Origin of the sequence: Caballeronia sp. LZ003 (assembly GCF_031451465.1) — a bacterium.
In the GTDB taxonomy this organism is placed as follows: Bacteria; Pseudomonadota; Gammaproteobacteria; order Burkholderiales; family Burkholderiaceae; genus Caballeronia.
This window is the reverse complement of record NZ_JARUXJ010000001.1, coordinates 688,246-703,607: the sequence shown is the minus strand read 5'-3', so window position 1 is coordinate 703,607 and position 15,362 is coordinate 688,246. Positions and strand designations below refer to the sequence as shown.

General features: G+C 61.3%; 12 protein-coding genes and 1 pseudogene. 7 read left to right on the top strand and 6 right to left on the bottom strand.

All coding sequences use genetic code 11. The features are described from left to right. Window positions 1-92: 92 nt before the first annotated feature. Window positions 93-980 carry a lytic transglycosylase domain-containing protein gene (locus QCE79_RS03200; protein WP_309841809.1) on the bottom strand — a complete coding sequence of 296 codons (888 nt, stop codon included), beginning with the start codon at window positions 978-980 and terminating at the stop codon, window positions 93-95. Between the two features lie 270 nt (window positions 981-1,250). Here QCE79_RS03200 and QCE79_RS03195 point away from each other — a divergent pair, with 270 nt between their 5' ends. Next, window positions 1,251-2,111: a 2OG-Fe(II) oxygenase gene (locus QCE79_RS03195; RefSeq protein WP_309841807.1), complete on the top strand. Its 861-nt coding sequence runs from the start codon at window positions 1,251-1,253 to the stop codon at window positions 2,109-2,111. Window positions 2,112-2,181: 70 nt separating this feature from the next. Here QCE79_RS03195 and QCE79_RS03190 read toward each other — a convergent pair whose 3' ends face one another. Further along, on the bottom strand, window positions 2,182-3,669 hold the full coding sequence (locus QCE79_RS03190) for a lytic polysaccharide monooxygenase (protein WP_309841804.1): 1,488 nt from the start codon (window positions 3,667-3,669) through the stop codon (window positions 2,182-2,184). 595 nt (window positions 3,670-4,264) lie between these two features. Here QCE79_RS03190 and QCE79_RS03185 point away from each other — a divergent pair. The 6 genes and pseudogenes from QCE79_RS03185 to QCE79_RS03160 form a co-directional block, all read left to right on the top strand. Continuing rightward, window positions 4,265-4,714: pseudogene (locus QCE79_RS03185) on the top strand (bestrophin family ion channel); the annotation flags it as partial. A 109-nt stretch (window positions 4,715-4,823) separates the two neighbouring features. Beyond that, window positions 4,824-5,330 carry a spore coat U domain-containing protein gene (locus QCE79_RS03180; protein ID WP_244827295.1) on the top strand — a complete coding sequence of 169 codons (507 nt, stop codon included), beginning with the start codon at window positions 4,824-4,826 and terminating at the stop codon, window positions 5,328-5,330. 257 nt (window positions 5,331-5,587) lie between these two features. Continuing rightward, entirely contained in the window at window positions 5,588-6,094 is a 507-nt protein-coding gene (locus QCE79_RS03175; RefSeq protein WP_250463592.1) for a spore coat U domain-containing protein, read from the top strand. A gap of 91 nt (window positions 6,095-6,185) precedes the next feature. Then, entirely contained in the window at window positions 6,186-6,911 is a 726-nt protein-coding gene (locus QCE79_RS03170) for a molecular chaperone (RefSeq protein WP_250491933.1), read from the top strand. A 36-nt stretch (window positions 6,912-6,947) separates the two neighbouring features. Then, entirely contained in the window at window positions 6,948-9,368 is a 2,421-nt protein-coding gene (locus QCE79_RS03165) for a fimbria/pilus outer membrane usher protein (protein WP_309841799.1), read from the top strand. 1 nt (window position 9,369) lies between these two features. Then, a complete protein-coding gene (locus QCE79_RS03160) occupies window positions 9,370-10,344 on the top strand; it encodes a spore coat U domain-containing protein (protein ID WP_244827290.1) in 975 nt (324 codons plus the stop codon). A gap of 28 nt (window positions 10,345-10,372) precedes the next feature. Here QCE79_RS03160 and QCE79_RS03155 read toward each other — a convergent pair whose 3' ends face one another. The 4 genes from QCE79_RS03155 to apbC form a co-directional block, all read right to left on the bottom strand. Continuing rightward, a complete protein-coding gene (locus QCE79_RS03155; RefSeq protein ID WP_309841796.1) occupies window positions 10,373-12,658 on the bottom strand; it encodes an arginine/lysine/ornithine decarboxylase in 2,286 nt (761 codons plus the stop codon). 106 nt (window positions 12,659-12,764) lie between these two features. Then, entirely contained in the window at window positions 12,765-13,334 is a 570-nt protein-coding gene (gene dcd, locus QCE79_RS03150; protein WP_086972352.1) for a dCTP deaminase, read from the bottom strand. A gap of 192 nt (window positions 13,335-13,526) precedes the next feature. Further along, on the bottom strand, window positions 13,527-14,066 hold the full coding sequence (locus QCE79_RS03145) for a superoxide dismutase family protein (protein ID WP_250491930.1): 540 nt from the start codon (window positions 14,064-14,066) through the stop codon (window positions 13,527-13,529). 120 nt (window positions 14,067-14,186) lie between these two features. Continuing rightward, on the bottom strand, window positions 14,187-15,275 hold the full coding sequence (gene apbC, locus QCE79_RS03140) for an iron-sulfur cluster carrier protein ApbC (RefSeq protein WP_309841791.1): 1,089 nt from the start codon (window positions 15,273-15,275) through the stop codon (window positions 14,187-14,189). Window positions 15,276-15,362 lie beyond the last annotated feature (87 nt).

The following is a 15,362-nucleotide window of genomic DNA, read 5'->3' as shown; positions in this document are numbered from 1 at the left end:
TCCACGGGCACGCGTTCAACGGTTCGTTCTGGTTAAACGCGCGGCCTGCGAACGACGGCATCGTGCGTCCGATTTCGAAGACCGTGCCATCGTCATTTGCCGCTCTTGTAACGCTCGGTCAACTCCTTGACGCGCGAGACGTAGATCTTCGTCTCGCTGTAGGGCGGCACGCCGTTGTATTTGTCGACGCTCGATTCGCCGCTGTTATAAGCCGCCAACATGAGATCGACGTTGCCGTTGAAGCGCGTTTTCAGCCACGCCAGATAACTCACGCCACCGCGAATATTCTGCGCGGCATCGAAGGGATCGTTGACGTTGAAGCGAAGCGCCGTCGCGGGCATGAGTTGCATGAGCCCTTGTGCGCCCGCGCGCGATATTGCGTTCGTGCGGTACGCCGATTCCGCATGAATCACGGCACGAACCAATGCGCTATCGACGCCGAAGGTCGAAGCAGCCGCATCGATTTCACGTTGATATGAACGCAAGTCGAGCTTCAAGGCGGGGATGCCGATGTTCTCTTCGGGCAAGCACAAACTGCACGTCTCCATGAAGTGCAATTTGATGACTTCGACGTTTTGCGCCACGCCCAGCGGCATCTTCGTGAGGTAATGCCTGACGCCGTCTTCCACGTAGGTATAGACAGGCGTGACGGCTTCGCGCCTTGCAAGACTTGCACGACGCGGTAACGCCACGCTCGATGCCAGCGCGCCCGGATCGCCCGATGCGGCGGCACGGGCTGGCGCAACGCTCGACGCCACCGGCGGATAGGCGGCTTGCCAGATCAGATTCACGCGACTGCATTTCGCGTTGCCGAGATTCTCGCTCGCATAGCGGACGGAATTATCCGCGGCCTCGCATCTCAACATGGAAGCTGCGTTCGCCTGCCTCATCGACATCACGAGCGCGCAGGCCAGCAGCGTCGATATGGAATGACGCGTGCCGGCTCGCAAGACGAGCGCTACAGTTGAACGTGCGGACATTCAACAAGGATAGTGTGCTTCGGGCCTTCCGCCACGCTTAATCGACGAACCGAGCCAACGAACCAAACCGCCATGCAGTCAGCGTTTCGATTCATTGGCCGATTCACTTCTTTAGCACGATCTTCAATGACGGATTGTCCAAGGATGCCGTTGTTTTACGCCAGCATTTGTGCTTCCATGAAAGCTGATTTCCCCAGCGTTCAACCGAGCGTCGGCTTGTCACGCACCGCTCGGGACGAATCGAAACTCTCGCTTTTTGATGACGTCACGATGAGCACGAATCCGCGCTTCGACGCTACATGGAAGAACTGGCTCGACGAGAATATCCGCCGTGGCTGCACGCATCAATCGCTCATCGACGCAATGGTCGCCAGCGCGTTCCATCCGAACGCCGCGCGCTCCATCATCGCGCGTCACATTGCAGGCGATACATCGGATGACGGCGATGATTCGCCCGGCGTGTATCGATACGGCAAGCCCATGCTTCCCGACGGTCGCGTGCTGAGCGCGAGCGATTGCGAAGCGCTAAAGGTATTCACATGCGAGACGCCGGTAGTCGCGTTGTTGGCCGACGTCTTGACCGATGACGAATGCGCGAGGTTGATCGATATCGGCCGCGCGCGGGTGCAGCAGTCATCGGTCGTCGATCCCGACTCGGGCAACGAGATCACTATCGAGGAACGCAAGAGCGAAGGCGCGTTCGTCAACGCATCGACCGATGCACTCGTCACCAGGATCGATCGCAGGCTCGCCGAACTCGTGCGGCAACCGATCGAGAACGGCGAGGACCTGCATATTCTGCGCTACGGCATAGGTGGCGAATATCGTCCGCATTTCGACTACTTTCCCGAAGAGCAAGCCGGCAGCCGGCACCACATGCTGCGCGGCGGACAGCGTATTGCAACCGTCATCCTCTATCTCAACGAAGTCGAACGAGGCGGCGATACCACCTTTCCGGACGTCGGCTTGCGCATTCATCCGCGTCGCGGCAGCGCGTTGTACTTCGAGTATGTCAATGACCTCGGTCAAACCGACGCGCGCACGCTACATGCCGGAACGCCTGTCGAAAAAGGCGAGAAGTGGATTGCCACCAAGTGGATTCGTCAGGGCAGGTTTCGCGCCGAAGCCTGACGCATTCAAATGAGCGATCCACGCCGCGTGTGCGCCGGAACATTCGCTCCGGCGCGACACGCTGGCACTGCTACTTGCACGCTCCTACTTTTTCCCATGCACCGTCGGAGTTGGTTGCCGGGTCGACGCCCGAACTCCACCACTTGTTGCGATAGTTCATGCCGCTCACGCTGACACTCGTTCCGGCTGTCGAGTAAGTCTTGCTCGAACTCCAGGCCGGCGCGCATGTCAACGCGGTCTGTCCGGAGCACGTCCCCATGTCCTGCCACGACTTGCCGTTACCCGCGTTGCGCGATGGCTGATCGGAGTTCTCCCAGCGCGCGCTGTAGTTGTGCCCGCTATCCGATACCGTTTCCTTCGCCTTATAGAGCGTGCCGGCTTGCCAGGCAACCGAGCACGTCGATCCGCCCGCGCTTGGCGACGGGGCAGGGGTTGGCGTCGGGCTCGGCGTCGGTGTTGGCGTGGGCGTCGGCGCCGGGGCCGGGGCCGGCGATGGCGGCTTCGGTGAAGGCGCAGGGGTTGGCGTGGGCGTTGGCGTCGGGGCCGGCGTGGGAGTCGGCGTCGGAGCGGGCGTGGGCGTGGGCGTCGGCGACGGCGCAGGCGTTGGCGCGGGCGCTCCGGTGTAGTCCATCGCGAAGTTGTAGTCTTGCGCGCTATCGACGTAGATGCGGTTCGCCGACATGACCTTCTGCGGCACGATGTTCCCGTTGTTATCCACGAGACCGAGATGCACGCGCCCGGAGTCCGTGTTGATCTTCGTGGCCATCGCGTACACCCAGTCGGCCGCGGCGGTCGTTTGCTGCGTCACCGTGTAACTGAGCGATTCGAGATCGTGACCGTCGTTATCGAATACCCGCAAGGTGATTTTCGTGCCGACCGGCTGATCCACCGCGGTGGTCGGGATTGGACGAACTTCGCGCCAGCTCGTTTTAGTCGAGTTGATGACCACGTCCATACATGCATAGAACGCTTCCGCACTATCGTTGCGTTGCCAGATCGCATAAAGGATGCGCTTGCCTGTCTTGCCTGCGGGCAATTTGCATTTCAACTTGTAGCGGCCGTTGTCGAGCGTGACGCTGGTTATCTCGCAGAACGGCTTGCTGTCGAGATCGGACCATTTCAACGGTTGATTGAAGTCGTAACCATCCGCCGACATGAATATCTGGAAGTAGCGCGTCACGTGCGGCGCCGTCGCGTTCCAGACGAACTCGTAGTTGCCGCTCAGGTCGGGCGAGATCGTCGTCGTGGGCCAGTCGTTGCGACCAAGATCCAAACCGTAATAATTCGACTTGTTGGCGCTGCACAGATGCCCGTCGGGTACGAACGATTTGTGATCGCCATTGGGAAGCTGGTTGACGCCCGCCCAGTCATAAAGAAACGCTGGCCCGGCGACGGCCACCGCAGCCTTGCACGCCGCGGACGTCGGACTTTCCGGCCCTTCCTTGTAGCAGGCGTAGACCCGGCTGATCGGCGTTTCCATCGTGCCGTGACTCCACGCAAGGCATGGAACGGCCAGCGGAACCAGCATTGCCAAAACCTTCTTCTTGTGACGCAACATGAGAGACACTCCTACGCTCGTTCAATAGCCAGCGTCCGCTTTGTGTACGACGAGCCGAATTGCCTCGATATAGATTCGAAACACGTCGGCAAGCGGACTCATTTTCAGAACGTCGAGTCACTCAGTGCCTCGTTCCAGTTTCGAACGGCATTGGTGCCCGAGCTTGTTGTTTGCTTCTCCTCGATCGGCTATGCAAGATCACGCGTATCGATACGTGCGCACTCCCGGCATATAAGAAATGAAACAGGCAACTGGAGAGGGGTCTGGTATCGCGGATTCACACGGACTGTTTTCGCATCTGGCTTCGACGCATGTTTCGCTTACGCCATCTGAAATAGTTCGCTTTACTAACTTAAACGGAATCTACTTGCCCTTCGTTTGGGTTTCATTCTAGACGCTTCAAACGATATGCGGTAGCACACGCGGACCGACATCCCGGATGTTGTCAGCGTAGCCGATGTTCGCCATCAGGACGCGCATGCACCGCAGTGCGCGCGTCGTTTCGCTGCCGCTTTCTACGGCCCGCTTATCATGCTGATTGTTTCTGCATCAATCGACAACGACAGCGACCACGCTTCGCACAAGGTAGTCATTCATGATCATTCGCCCAAAACTGAACTGGTTCCGGTTGCTGTTCGTCTGGCGCGGCTCCGTGCTGCCCCAACTGCTGCCGAGGCTCGCGCTCATCTTCGTGCTGTCGATCTCGGCGATGTTCATGCACGATCACATTCGCAACTATCCGGTGAACCTGGGCACGCCGCCGTTTGCGCTCGTGGGCATCGCGCTGGCCGTGTTTCTCGGCTTTCGTAACAGCGCAAGTTACGAGCGCTGGTGGGAAGGCCGAAAACTGTGGGGCGAACTCTTCATCACGGCGCGCTCGCTCGCACGCCAGATTCTGTCGATGCCCGATTCGCTCGATCCTCTACAAAAGCGGCACTTCCTCGCGGCAATCGGCGGCTTTGCGCATGCGTTGCGGCATCAGTTGCGCGGCACCGATGCGCTCGCCGATCTCGCATCACGGCTGACGCCCGAACTGCACGCTCGCGAGTCTTAAAGCGCTCGCCTCTATGATTCATACATGTCGCGGCGATGCAGAAAAACGCAGCGCCGAATCAAAAGCTTCCCGCTTAAATTTGTACTGGAGAGTCTCAAGCATGCGTAACCTGATCAAGAATGTCGCCATCATCGCTATCGTTGCAAGCACCGTTGCCGTCGCTACGCCCAGCGCCTTCGCCGGCAGCAAGACCGCAACGTTCGACGTGACGCTCAACATTCAAGACGATTGCTCGATCTCGGCGAACCCCTTGAACTTCGGCGACACCGGCGCGCTTACCGACAACGTCGATCAGTCCAGCAACCTCGCCGTGACCTGCACCACGGGCACGCCGTACAACGTCGCGCTCGATGCCGGCACGGCAACCGGTTCGCAAGTCGCGACACGCAAGCTCGCCAATGCCGGCGGCACCGCGACGGTCGACTTCAACTTGTATCGCGATGCAGCCCGCACGCAGCTCTGGGGCCAGACGACCGGCACCGACACGACAGCGGGCGTAGGTAATGGCAAAAGTCAGAGTCTCGTCGTGTACGGCCGCGTACCGTCGCAAACCACACCGGCCGCAGGCACTTATAGCTCGACTGTCACCGCAACGGTCGTGTTCTGAAGCGAGTAGATAAGCAGACGGAACGGCCCCCTTCGGGAGGCCGTTTTTGCATCTGACGGCGCAACGAATCTATCCCAATAAAGCCGCGTCTCCTGATGCAGTAAGGGAAAGGCAGCACAACGCTATCTCAAATGAGATTCGTCTCATTCAGTCTTAAAGCGCCCGTCCCTATGATTCATACATGTCGCGGCGATGCAGAAAAACGCAGCGCCGAATCGAAAGCTTCCCGCTTAAATTCGTACCGGAGAGTCTCAAGCATGCGTAACCTGATCAAGAATGTCGCCATCATCGCTATCGTTGCAAGCACCGTTGCCGTCGCCACGCCCAGCGCCTTCGCCGGCAACAAGACCGCGACGTTCGACGTGACGCTCAACGTTCAAGACGATTGCTCGATCTCGGCGAACCCCTTGAATTTCGGCGACACCGGCGCGCTTACCGACAACGTCGATCAGTCCAGCAACCTCGCGGTGACTTGCACGTCCGGAACGCCCTACAACGTCGCGCTCGATGCCGGCACGGCAGCCGGTTCGCTCATCGCAAAGCGCAAGCTCGCCAACGCCACCGGCGACGCCTCGGTCAATTTCAACCTGTATCGCGATGCAGCCCGCACCAAGCTCTGGGGCCAGCAGACCGGCATCGACACGGCTTCGGGTGTAGGTAATGGCGACAGTCAGAGCCTCGTCGTGTACGGCCGCGTACCGTCGCAAACCACCCCGGCCGCAGGCACCTATAGCTCGACTGTTACCGCCACGGTCGTGTTCTGAGGCAACTCGCTTCGCTTCATGTGCAAAGCTTGCCAGAGCTCGAATAAAGCTATATCACTGGCATCGTCGGAAGTAATTCGGGAGACCGACGATGCCACGCTTTACACAACCAGCATGGGCAGCCTTTCTGCTTTTGGAATGCGCTGCCTCGCTCGCCGCGTCATTGCAGATATCTCCGGTTTCAATCCAGCTCGCTGGCCCGGAAAACGGCAAGGTCGTCACGTTACGCAACGATGGCGATGAACCGATTCACGCTCAGGTGCGAACCTTCGTCTGGGATCAGTCCGACGAAGAAGACAAACTCACGCCTACCCGTGATCTGATCGCCAGTCCGCCTATCGCCGAAGTGCCCGCCGGCGGTCAGCAAGTCATCCGCGTCATTCGCGCCAACGCCGCACCCGTTGCACAGGAACGCGCATACCGCCTGATCATCGACGAGTTGCCGCCCGACGGCGGCGACAAGCAATCGGCGGTTCAGTTTCGCTTTCGATATTCCGTACCCCTATTCATTTCGCCGCGCGGTGAGGCGAGCACGCCGAAGCTGCAATGGTCCGTCGTCGAAAGAAACGGCAAGGCGTATCTGCGAGTGCAAAACGATGGCGACATTCACGCGCAACTGAGCACCGTTTCACTTAAGACATCGGACAAGGATGTGCGCGTGTCCGGCGGTTTGCTCGGCTACGTGCTGCCAGGCCGGGTGCGCTCATGGATACTCCCCGACGCGGCCAGCGCCATGCGCGGCAAGACGGGCGAAGTCAGCGCCACGGTGAACGGCGCCAGCATGAACGGATCGTTGAGCAATCCGGCCGCGCCCTGATCGTTCGGGGTTGCCACGGGAACAGCGTGCATCGTCATGGATGGATCGACTCGCCCAAGGCTCGTGACGCGCGGTGTTCCTCTCCTGATTTCACTGGGCGTGTTTTCCCAAGCGGCTGTTGCTCAAGTCGATATCACCGGCGGCTCGCCCAGCCAGGTTCCGAATATCGCGGGCTCACCGCGCACCGCCTCGCTCGACATGCAATCGCAAGAAACGCAGTCGCTCGTGCTCGAGATCGTCGTCAACGGCACGAACCTGGGCGAGCCGTCCAACTTCGAGTTGCGTCACGGCCAACTCTATGCCGAGCGCGCCACGCTCGAGAATGCGGGCATCCGTGTCGACGACTTACATGCCGATGCAGACGGATGGATCGCCGTTTCATCGATTCCAGGCGTGCGCGCCACTTATTCCTCCGCGCGTCAGCAGGCGCTTCTTGACGTCGACCGGTCGCGTCAGATCGCGCAGCGCCTCGGCAACCGGCTTCCGGTTACACCGAAGGCAACGCCCGGCACCGGCTTCGCGCTCAACTACGACGTGACGTACACGCGCCAACTGGGCGAAATGGCGGCCGGTCAGTTCGGCGTCTGGAACGAACAGCGGCTCTTCAGTCCGGCGGGGGTATTCGACAACACCGGCACTTACCTCAACGGCGCCGGAACCAACGGCTACACGCGGCTGGACACGAACTGGGTCTATTCGAATCCGGCCAAACTCATGACGATGACGTTCGGCGACGCCATCTCCGGCTCGCTCGCGTGGACGCGCTCGGTGCGATTCGGCGGCTTCCAGATACAGCGCGATTTCAGCCTGCGCCCGGATCTCGTGACGTTTCCCCTGCCGATGTTCAGCGGATCGGCCGCGGTGCCCTCTGCCGTCGACTTGTATATCAACGGTCTGCGCCAGTACAACGGCAACGTCGCGCCGGGTCCGTTCCAGATCGCGCAGGCGCCCAGTCTGACAGGCGCGGGCACGGCGCAAGTGGTCGTGACCGATGCGCTCGGCCGTCGCGTCACGACGAGCGTGCCGCTTTATATCGACACGCATCTGCTGTCAAAAGGCCTGTCGAGCTATTCGGCGGAATTCGGCTTTCTGCGCGACGATTACACGCTGCGCTCCTGGTCGTACGAGGCATCGCCCGTCTTCAGCGGAACCGCCGCGTATGGCATCACCGACTGGCTCACACTGCAAGCCCACGCGGAAGGCGGGCAAGGTTTGAGCAACGCCGGCACGGGCGCGATCGTGCGCGCAGGCCAATTCGGCGTCTTCAATGCGGCGGCCGCGGGCAGCAAGCTGAATGGCGCGACCGGCGCGCTTTTCAGTCTTGGCTACCAGTACATCAGTCCTGCGGCTTCGCTGACGCTGCAGACCACGCACGCGACCAACAACTATCGCGATATCGCGGCCCTCGACGGCACCTCGGTGTTTCAGCATATTTACCAGGCGACCGTATCGGTCGCGTTGATGCGGTCGCAATCGGCAACAGTGAGCTACGTCGATTCCGAAGACACGTTCTCGGGACACGCGCGCGTCGTCACGCTTGCCTACAACGCCCAGATCGGCAGCCGCTGGTCGCTTTTCGCAAGCACGTATCGCGACTTTCTGCAGCGCGGAGTATGGGGCGGTTCGATTGGCATAACCATCGCGCTCGGCGGCAATACGTCGGTCAGCACGACGGTGGCGCAGTCGGGTGGACACACGACCGCCGACGTCACCGCATCGCGTCCCGCCGACTACGGTGGCGGCTGGGGTTGGTCGGTTCAAGGCGGCGCCGGTGCCGATTATCGTCATGCCTTCGCCGGAACGACTTATCGCTCGAAGTTCGGCGATTTCGAGGCGACCGCGCAGCGCTTCAACGGCACGACGGCGCTCAGCACGGACATGGCGGGCGGCATCGCGATCATGGACGGCGCCATCTTGCCGACGCGCACGGTCACCGACGCGTTCGCGCTCGTTTCGACCGATGGCGTCCCCAATGTTCCTGTCACGCAGGAGAACCGCTTTGTCGGCGTGACGAACTCGAAGGGCTATCTGCTCGTGCCGAATCTGACTTCCTATCAGCGCAATCAACTGGCGATCGACCCGCTCGCGCTGCCGCCAGACGCATCCATCGAGAGAACGAAACTGGACATCGCGCCGCAGCGGCGCTCGGGTGCGCTCGCGCACTTCGGCATGTCGCGCTATCAGGGCGCGTCGGTGAGTTTCGTCGATACCACGGGCGCGCCCTTGCCCGCCGGCGCCGTGGCGACGCTCACGAGCACGGGCGAAGCGGCGATCGTCGGCTACGACGGCGTTGCATTTTTCCGCCGTCTCGATTCAGACAACCACGTGACGATTCACGAGGCGAAAGGCGACTGTTCAGCCGGTTTCAGGCTCGACCCGCCGAAGGCCGGAGACCTGCCACAGCTCGGGCCGATCACCTGCCAGCCGGACAAGGGCAAAAGCCAAAAGGAGAAATGACATGCACGCACCGCTTCGCCGCACGCACGGCTCGTTTCGTCCCGTCAGATACGCGCTCGTGTTTCTCGTGCTCTGCGCGCTCTCTGGCGCGGCGCGCTCGCAAACCTGCACGTTTTCGGTGGGCTATACGGATTTCGGCTCCATCGATGTGACGGACACCGAGCCCGCCGATATCGTCGGCGGCATTCACATTTTGTGCAGCGGCTATTCGACGGCGATGGTTCGCATGTGCCTGAACATCGGCCACACCGACTCGCGCACGCTCATTGGCCCAAGCGGCGCAACGTTGAACTACAACCTCTACGTCGATCCGGACCATCAAGGTGTGTGGGGATCGGTCACGGCGCCCGACACCGTGCCGCTGACGCTCGATCTTCCCGTTCATCCGGGCGGCAAGGTCTGGGAACATGAGCCGTTCTATGGACGCATTCCGCCTAACCAGCCCGTACCGAACGGCACGTACACCATGCCGTTCAGCGCCTCGGACACCTACTTCGTCTATGTGGGATACACCGGCACGCCACCCGATTGCAAGACGGCAACGGCGCCCTATACGAGCGGTCCGTTCACGGTTACGGCGACGGTCGGCCCGACTTGCACGATAGACGCGTCGCCCCTCGTCTTTCGGGAGGCGAGCCTGCTCGACCAACCGATCGAGTCGACGAGTTCGTTGCGGGTGACGTGCGTCTCGGGCATGCCCTTTTCGGTGGCGCTGGACCGCGGCATGACGCCCGGCGCGACGACCACCAACCGCAAGCTCGCTCGCCAGGGTGGGACAGAGACCATCGACTATCAGCTATACATCGACCCGACGCACAAGGTGCCTTGGGCCGATGGCACGAATGGCACGACGATGGCCTTCAATACCGGAACCGGCCAGCCGCAAACGCTCGTGGTCTATGGCCAGGTCCCGGCGCAGGAATCGAAACCGCCTGGAAGGTATCGCGACACCATCATGGCGCTGATCGTCTTCTAGCAACGATTAGCGCGCAGCCGGGCGCAACTCAGTCGCGCACGCAATCGACGAAGTATTCGATACGCCCGTTGATCACCTCGCCCACGAGCCCGTGGATGTCGGTGTGAAAGCCCGGGAAGCGTTCGTTGAATTCGCGCGCGAAACGCAGGTAATCGACGATCGTGCGATTGAAGCGCTCGCCCGGAATCAGCAACGGAATGCCCGGCGGATACGGCGTGAGCAGAATGCTCGTCACGCGCCCTTCGAGTTCGTCGATAGGCACGCGGTCGATTTCGCGGTGCGCGAGCTTGGCGAACGCTTCGGACGGCTTCATGGCCGGCTCCATGCTCGACAGATACATCTCGGTAGTCAGACGCGCGATGTCGTTCGCGCGATAAACACTGTGAATCTGCTCGCACAGATCGCGCAGGCCGATGCGCTCGTACGATGGATGCTGTGCGATGAATTCCGGCAGCACGCGCCATAGCGGCTGGTTGTTGTCGTAGTCGTCCTTGAACTGCTGGAGTTCGGTGACCATCGAGTTCCAGCGGCCCTTCGTGATGCCGATGGTAAACATGATGAAGAACGAGTAGAGCCCGGTCTTCTCCACGATAATGCCGTGCTCGGCCAGATAGCGCGTGACGATGCCGGCCGGAATGCCCGTGTCGCCGAAGCTGCCGTCCACGTCAAGTCCCGGCGTGATGATGGTCGCCTTGATCGGGTCGAGCATGTTGAAGTTTTCCGCGAGCGCGCCGAAGCCGTGCCAGCGGTCGTTCGGCTTCAGCATCCAGTCTTCGCGGTCGCCTATACCCTCTTCGGCCAGCGCCTCCGGGCCCCAGACCTTGAAGAACCAGTCGTCGCCGTATTCGTCGTCGACCTTGCGCATGGCGCGGCGGAAATCGAGCGCTTCCGCAATCGATTCCTCGACGAGCGCCGTGCCGCCCGGCGCTTCCATCATCGCCGCGGCCACGTCGCATGACGCGATGATCGCGTATTGCGGGCTCGTCGACGTATGCATGAGGTACGCCTCGTTGAAACGATGCCGGTCGAAGGTGCTGTTCTCGCTGTCCTGCACGAGAATCTGCGACGCCTGCGAGATGCCCGCGAGCAGCTTGTGCGTGGAGTGCGTGGCGAACACGAGCGCGCCGGTACGCGGCCGGCCCGCGCCGATTGCGTGCATGTCCTGATAGAACGAATGGAACTCGGCGTGCGGCAGCCAGGCTTCGTCGAAGTGCAGCGTATCGAGCAGGTCGCCGAGCAGGTCCTTGATCATCTCGACGTTGTAGATCACGCCGTCATACGTGCTTTGCGTGATCGTCAGAATGCGCGGCTTGATCTTCGGGTTCTTCGCGAGCGCCTCGCGCGCGAACGGATTCGCCTCGATCTTCTTGCGAATGTTTTCGGGCTTGAACTCGTCGCGCGGAATCGGTCCGATGATGCCGAACTGGTTGCGCGTCGGCGTGAGGAACACGGGGATCGCGCCCGTCATGGTGATGGCGTGCAGGATCGACTTGTGACAGTTGCGGTCCACGAGCACGATATCGCCCGGCGCCACGGTCGCGTGCCACACGATCTTGTTCGAGGTGGACGTGCCGTTGGTCACGAAGAAGAGATGATCCGCGCTGAAGATGCGCGCCGCGTTACGCTCGGACGCCGCGACCGGCCCGGTGTGATCGAGCAACTGGCCGAGTTCCTCGACGGCGTTGCAGACGTCCGCGCGCAACATGTTCTCGCCGAAGAACTGGTGGAACATCTGTCCGAGCGGATTCTTCAGAAACGCGACGCCGCCCGAGTGTCCCGGACAATGCCACGAATACGAACCTTCTTCTGCGTACTGCACCAGTTCCTTGAAGAACGGCGGCGCGAGCGAATCCAGATACACCTTGGCTTCGCGAATGACGTGCCGTGCAACGAACTCCGGCGTGTCCTCGAACATGTGGATGAAGCCGTGCAGCTCGCGCAGGATGTCGTTCGGCAAGTGGCGCGAGGTGCGCGTCTCGCCGTACAGGAAGATAGGGATGTCCGCGTTGCGGCGGCGCACGGCGTTGATGAACGCGCGCAACGCGACGATAGCCGAAGCCAGTTCCGGCGTGTTGCCTTCCACGACGACGTTATCGGCATATGGCAGGAGTTCGTCGTCGTCGATCGACAGAATGAAGCACGACGCGCGGCTCGACTGCTGCGCGAAGGCCGCGAGGTCGCCGTAGCTCGTCAGGCCGAGCACTTCGGCGCCTTCGCGCTCGATCGCTTCGGCAAGCGCGCGAATGCCGGAACCCGAGATATTCTCGGAGCGAAAGTCTTCGTCGATGATGACGACGGGAAAGCGGAACTTCATCGTGCGAATCTCCAAATGGAACGACCGCTGCCCGAGACTGGAAGCTCGACGACAGCGGTCTTTCGACAAGCGTATGCGGTGTGCGTTTCTTTGAGAAGCGAAGGAATTAGGTTTTCGGCAGGGTAACGCCGTGCTGCCCCTGATACTTGCCGCCGCGATCCGCATACGACGTCTCGCAAATCTCGTCGCTTTCGAAAAACAGAACCTGCGCGACGCCTTCGTTCGCGTAGATTTTGGCAGGCAAAGGTGTCGTATTCGAGAATTCGAGCGTGACGTAGCCTTCCCATTCCGGCTCGAACGGCGTCACGTTCACGATGATCCCGCAACGCGCGTAGGTGGACTTGCCGAGACACACGGTCAGGCACGAGCGCGGAATACGGAAATATTCGACCGTGCGGGCAAGCGCGAAGGAATTCGGCGGGATGATGCAGACATCGCCCTTGAAGTCGACGAACGATTTCTCGTCGAAGTTTTTCGGATCGACGATGGTGGAATTGATGTTCGTGAAGATCTTGAATTCGTCGGCCACGCGGATGTCGTAGCCGTAGCTCGACGTGCCGTACGACACGATCTTGCGGCCGTCTTCGGTCACGCGCACCTGATCGCGCACGAACGGCTCGATCATCTTGTGCTCTTCGGCCATGCGCCGGATCCACTTGTCGGACTTGATGCTCATAGGGACGCTACCCAGCGTTGCGGCTCGCGGTCATGCGACCGGACGCCTGCGGTGAAACGGGGCATGGCGGCAGCGATCTTGTCGCGCGCTGCGGCCAAACGGAAAGCGCGTATTTTACGCGAACGACGCGTCGTATCGGCGACGCTCGACCGTGATCGACCATTCGGATGATACTCGCGGCGTCTTCATCGATCAGCGCCGGATGACGCCGCATGCGAGCGCCGGTCCCACGTTGTGCGGACTGGCGGCGTAGGGATCGGTGGCTTCGCGATGCAGCACGATAGCGCGCGAGATGACCGAGCGCACGCCGTCGAGCGACACGTCCGTCGCCACGAAAAAGCCCGTGGCCGATCCGGTGGAATCCGCGTGAATGTTGCCGAGTTCGCCTTCGAGACGCGCGGTGGCGCGCTTGCGCTCCGCCGGCAGCGCGAAGACCGGGCTTGCGTCCTGATCGTCCATGGCGATGCAGTCGCCGCGCTCGTGAACCTGCAGCGCGTGATCGCTGTCGGGCGGCATGTCGATCAGGCTATACGACACCTGAACGCCGTCCGCGCGCTCGATCAGCGTGATGGTGCCGCGCGCCGCGTTGCCAGGCGTCGGCTGAAGCACCGCGTCGGCGCGTTTCTCGTGATTCTGGAAGATGATGCCGCAGCCGCTCACGAGAACACTACAGGCGACGAGCGCCGAAGCAAGTCCGGCGTGGGCCGCCCTTCCGTCGAATCTATGTCTCATGCGATCCTCTCGGCGGCCCGCCGATACCCGGTGCATCCGCGCGGCCGCCCATAGCAGGCGACATGATACCGCGAGCCGCACCGCACAAGGCTTCGGCGAAACGCGTCCAAGCGCGCCACATCAAGTGTTCTGCACGACGATGCTCGGAAACTTCGACGTCATGTCGCGCTGACGATCGGCAATGGCAATCGCCACGCGCCGCGCAATCGCGCGATACGTCTCGGCAATCCGGCTTTCCGGCTGCGAAACGACTGTCGGCTGACCGGCATCGGTGCGTTCTCGAATCGCGATATCGAGCGGCAACTGGCCGAGAATCTCGACGCCGTATTCCTTCGCCATGCGCTCGCCGCCGCCCGCGCCGAAGATATGCTCCTCGTGCCCGCAATTCGAGCAGATATGCGTGCTCATGTTTTCGACGATGCCGAGAATGGGAATGCCGACCTTCTCGAACATCTTGAGGCCCTTCTTGGCGTCGAGCAGCGCGATGTCCTGCGGCGTGGTGACGATCACCGCGCCCGTCACCGGCACTTTCTGCGAGAGCGTCAACTGAATGTCGCCCGTGCCCGGCGGCATGTCGACGACGAGATAATCCAGGTCTTTCCAGTTGGTCTGACGCAGCAGTTGTTCGAGCGCGGAGGTGACCATCGGGCCGCGCCAGACCATCGGGTTGTCCTGCTCGATCAGAAAGCCGATGGAATTCGCCTGAATGCCATGACCGATCAGCGGATTCATCGACTGATTGTCGGGCGACTCCGGCCGGCCGGAGATGCCGAGCATCATCGGCAAGGACGGGCCATAGATGTCCGCGTCGAGCATGCCGACATTGGCGCCTTCCGCCGCCAGTGCGAGCGCGAGGTTCGCGGCTGTCGTGCTCTTGCCGACGCCGCCCTTGCCCGACGCCACCGCGATGATGTTCTTGACGTTCGGCAGCAGCTTTACGCCGCGCTGTACCGCGTGCGCGACGACTTGCGAGGACACATCGACGACGACGTCTTCCACGCCGGGCACCGCACGCAACGCATCCTCGAACAGTTTGGCCGTGGCCGCGAACTGCGTACGCGCCGGATAGCCCAGTACGACGCTCACCGAGACCGTGCCGTTTTGTAGCGAAACGTTGCGGATACTTTTGGTATCGACGAACTTGCGGCTGGTGTTCGGATCGGTCAGTGTGGCTAGTGCGGCGTCGATCTTCGCGCGGTCGATACTCATTGCAACTCCATGGAATGGTTTGTGCTGATGCGACGGCGCATTGCAACAAACTGAGGAAAGTGAAAGTAATTGTTAGAGCCGTTGCGC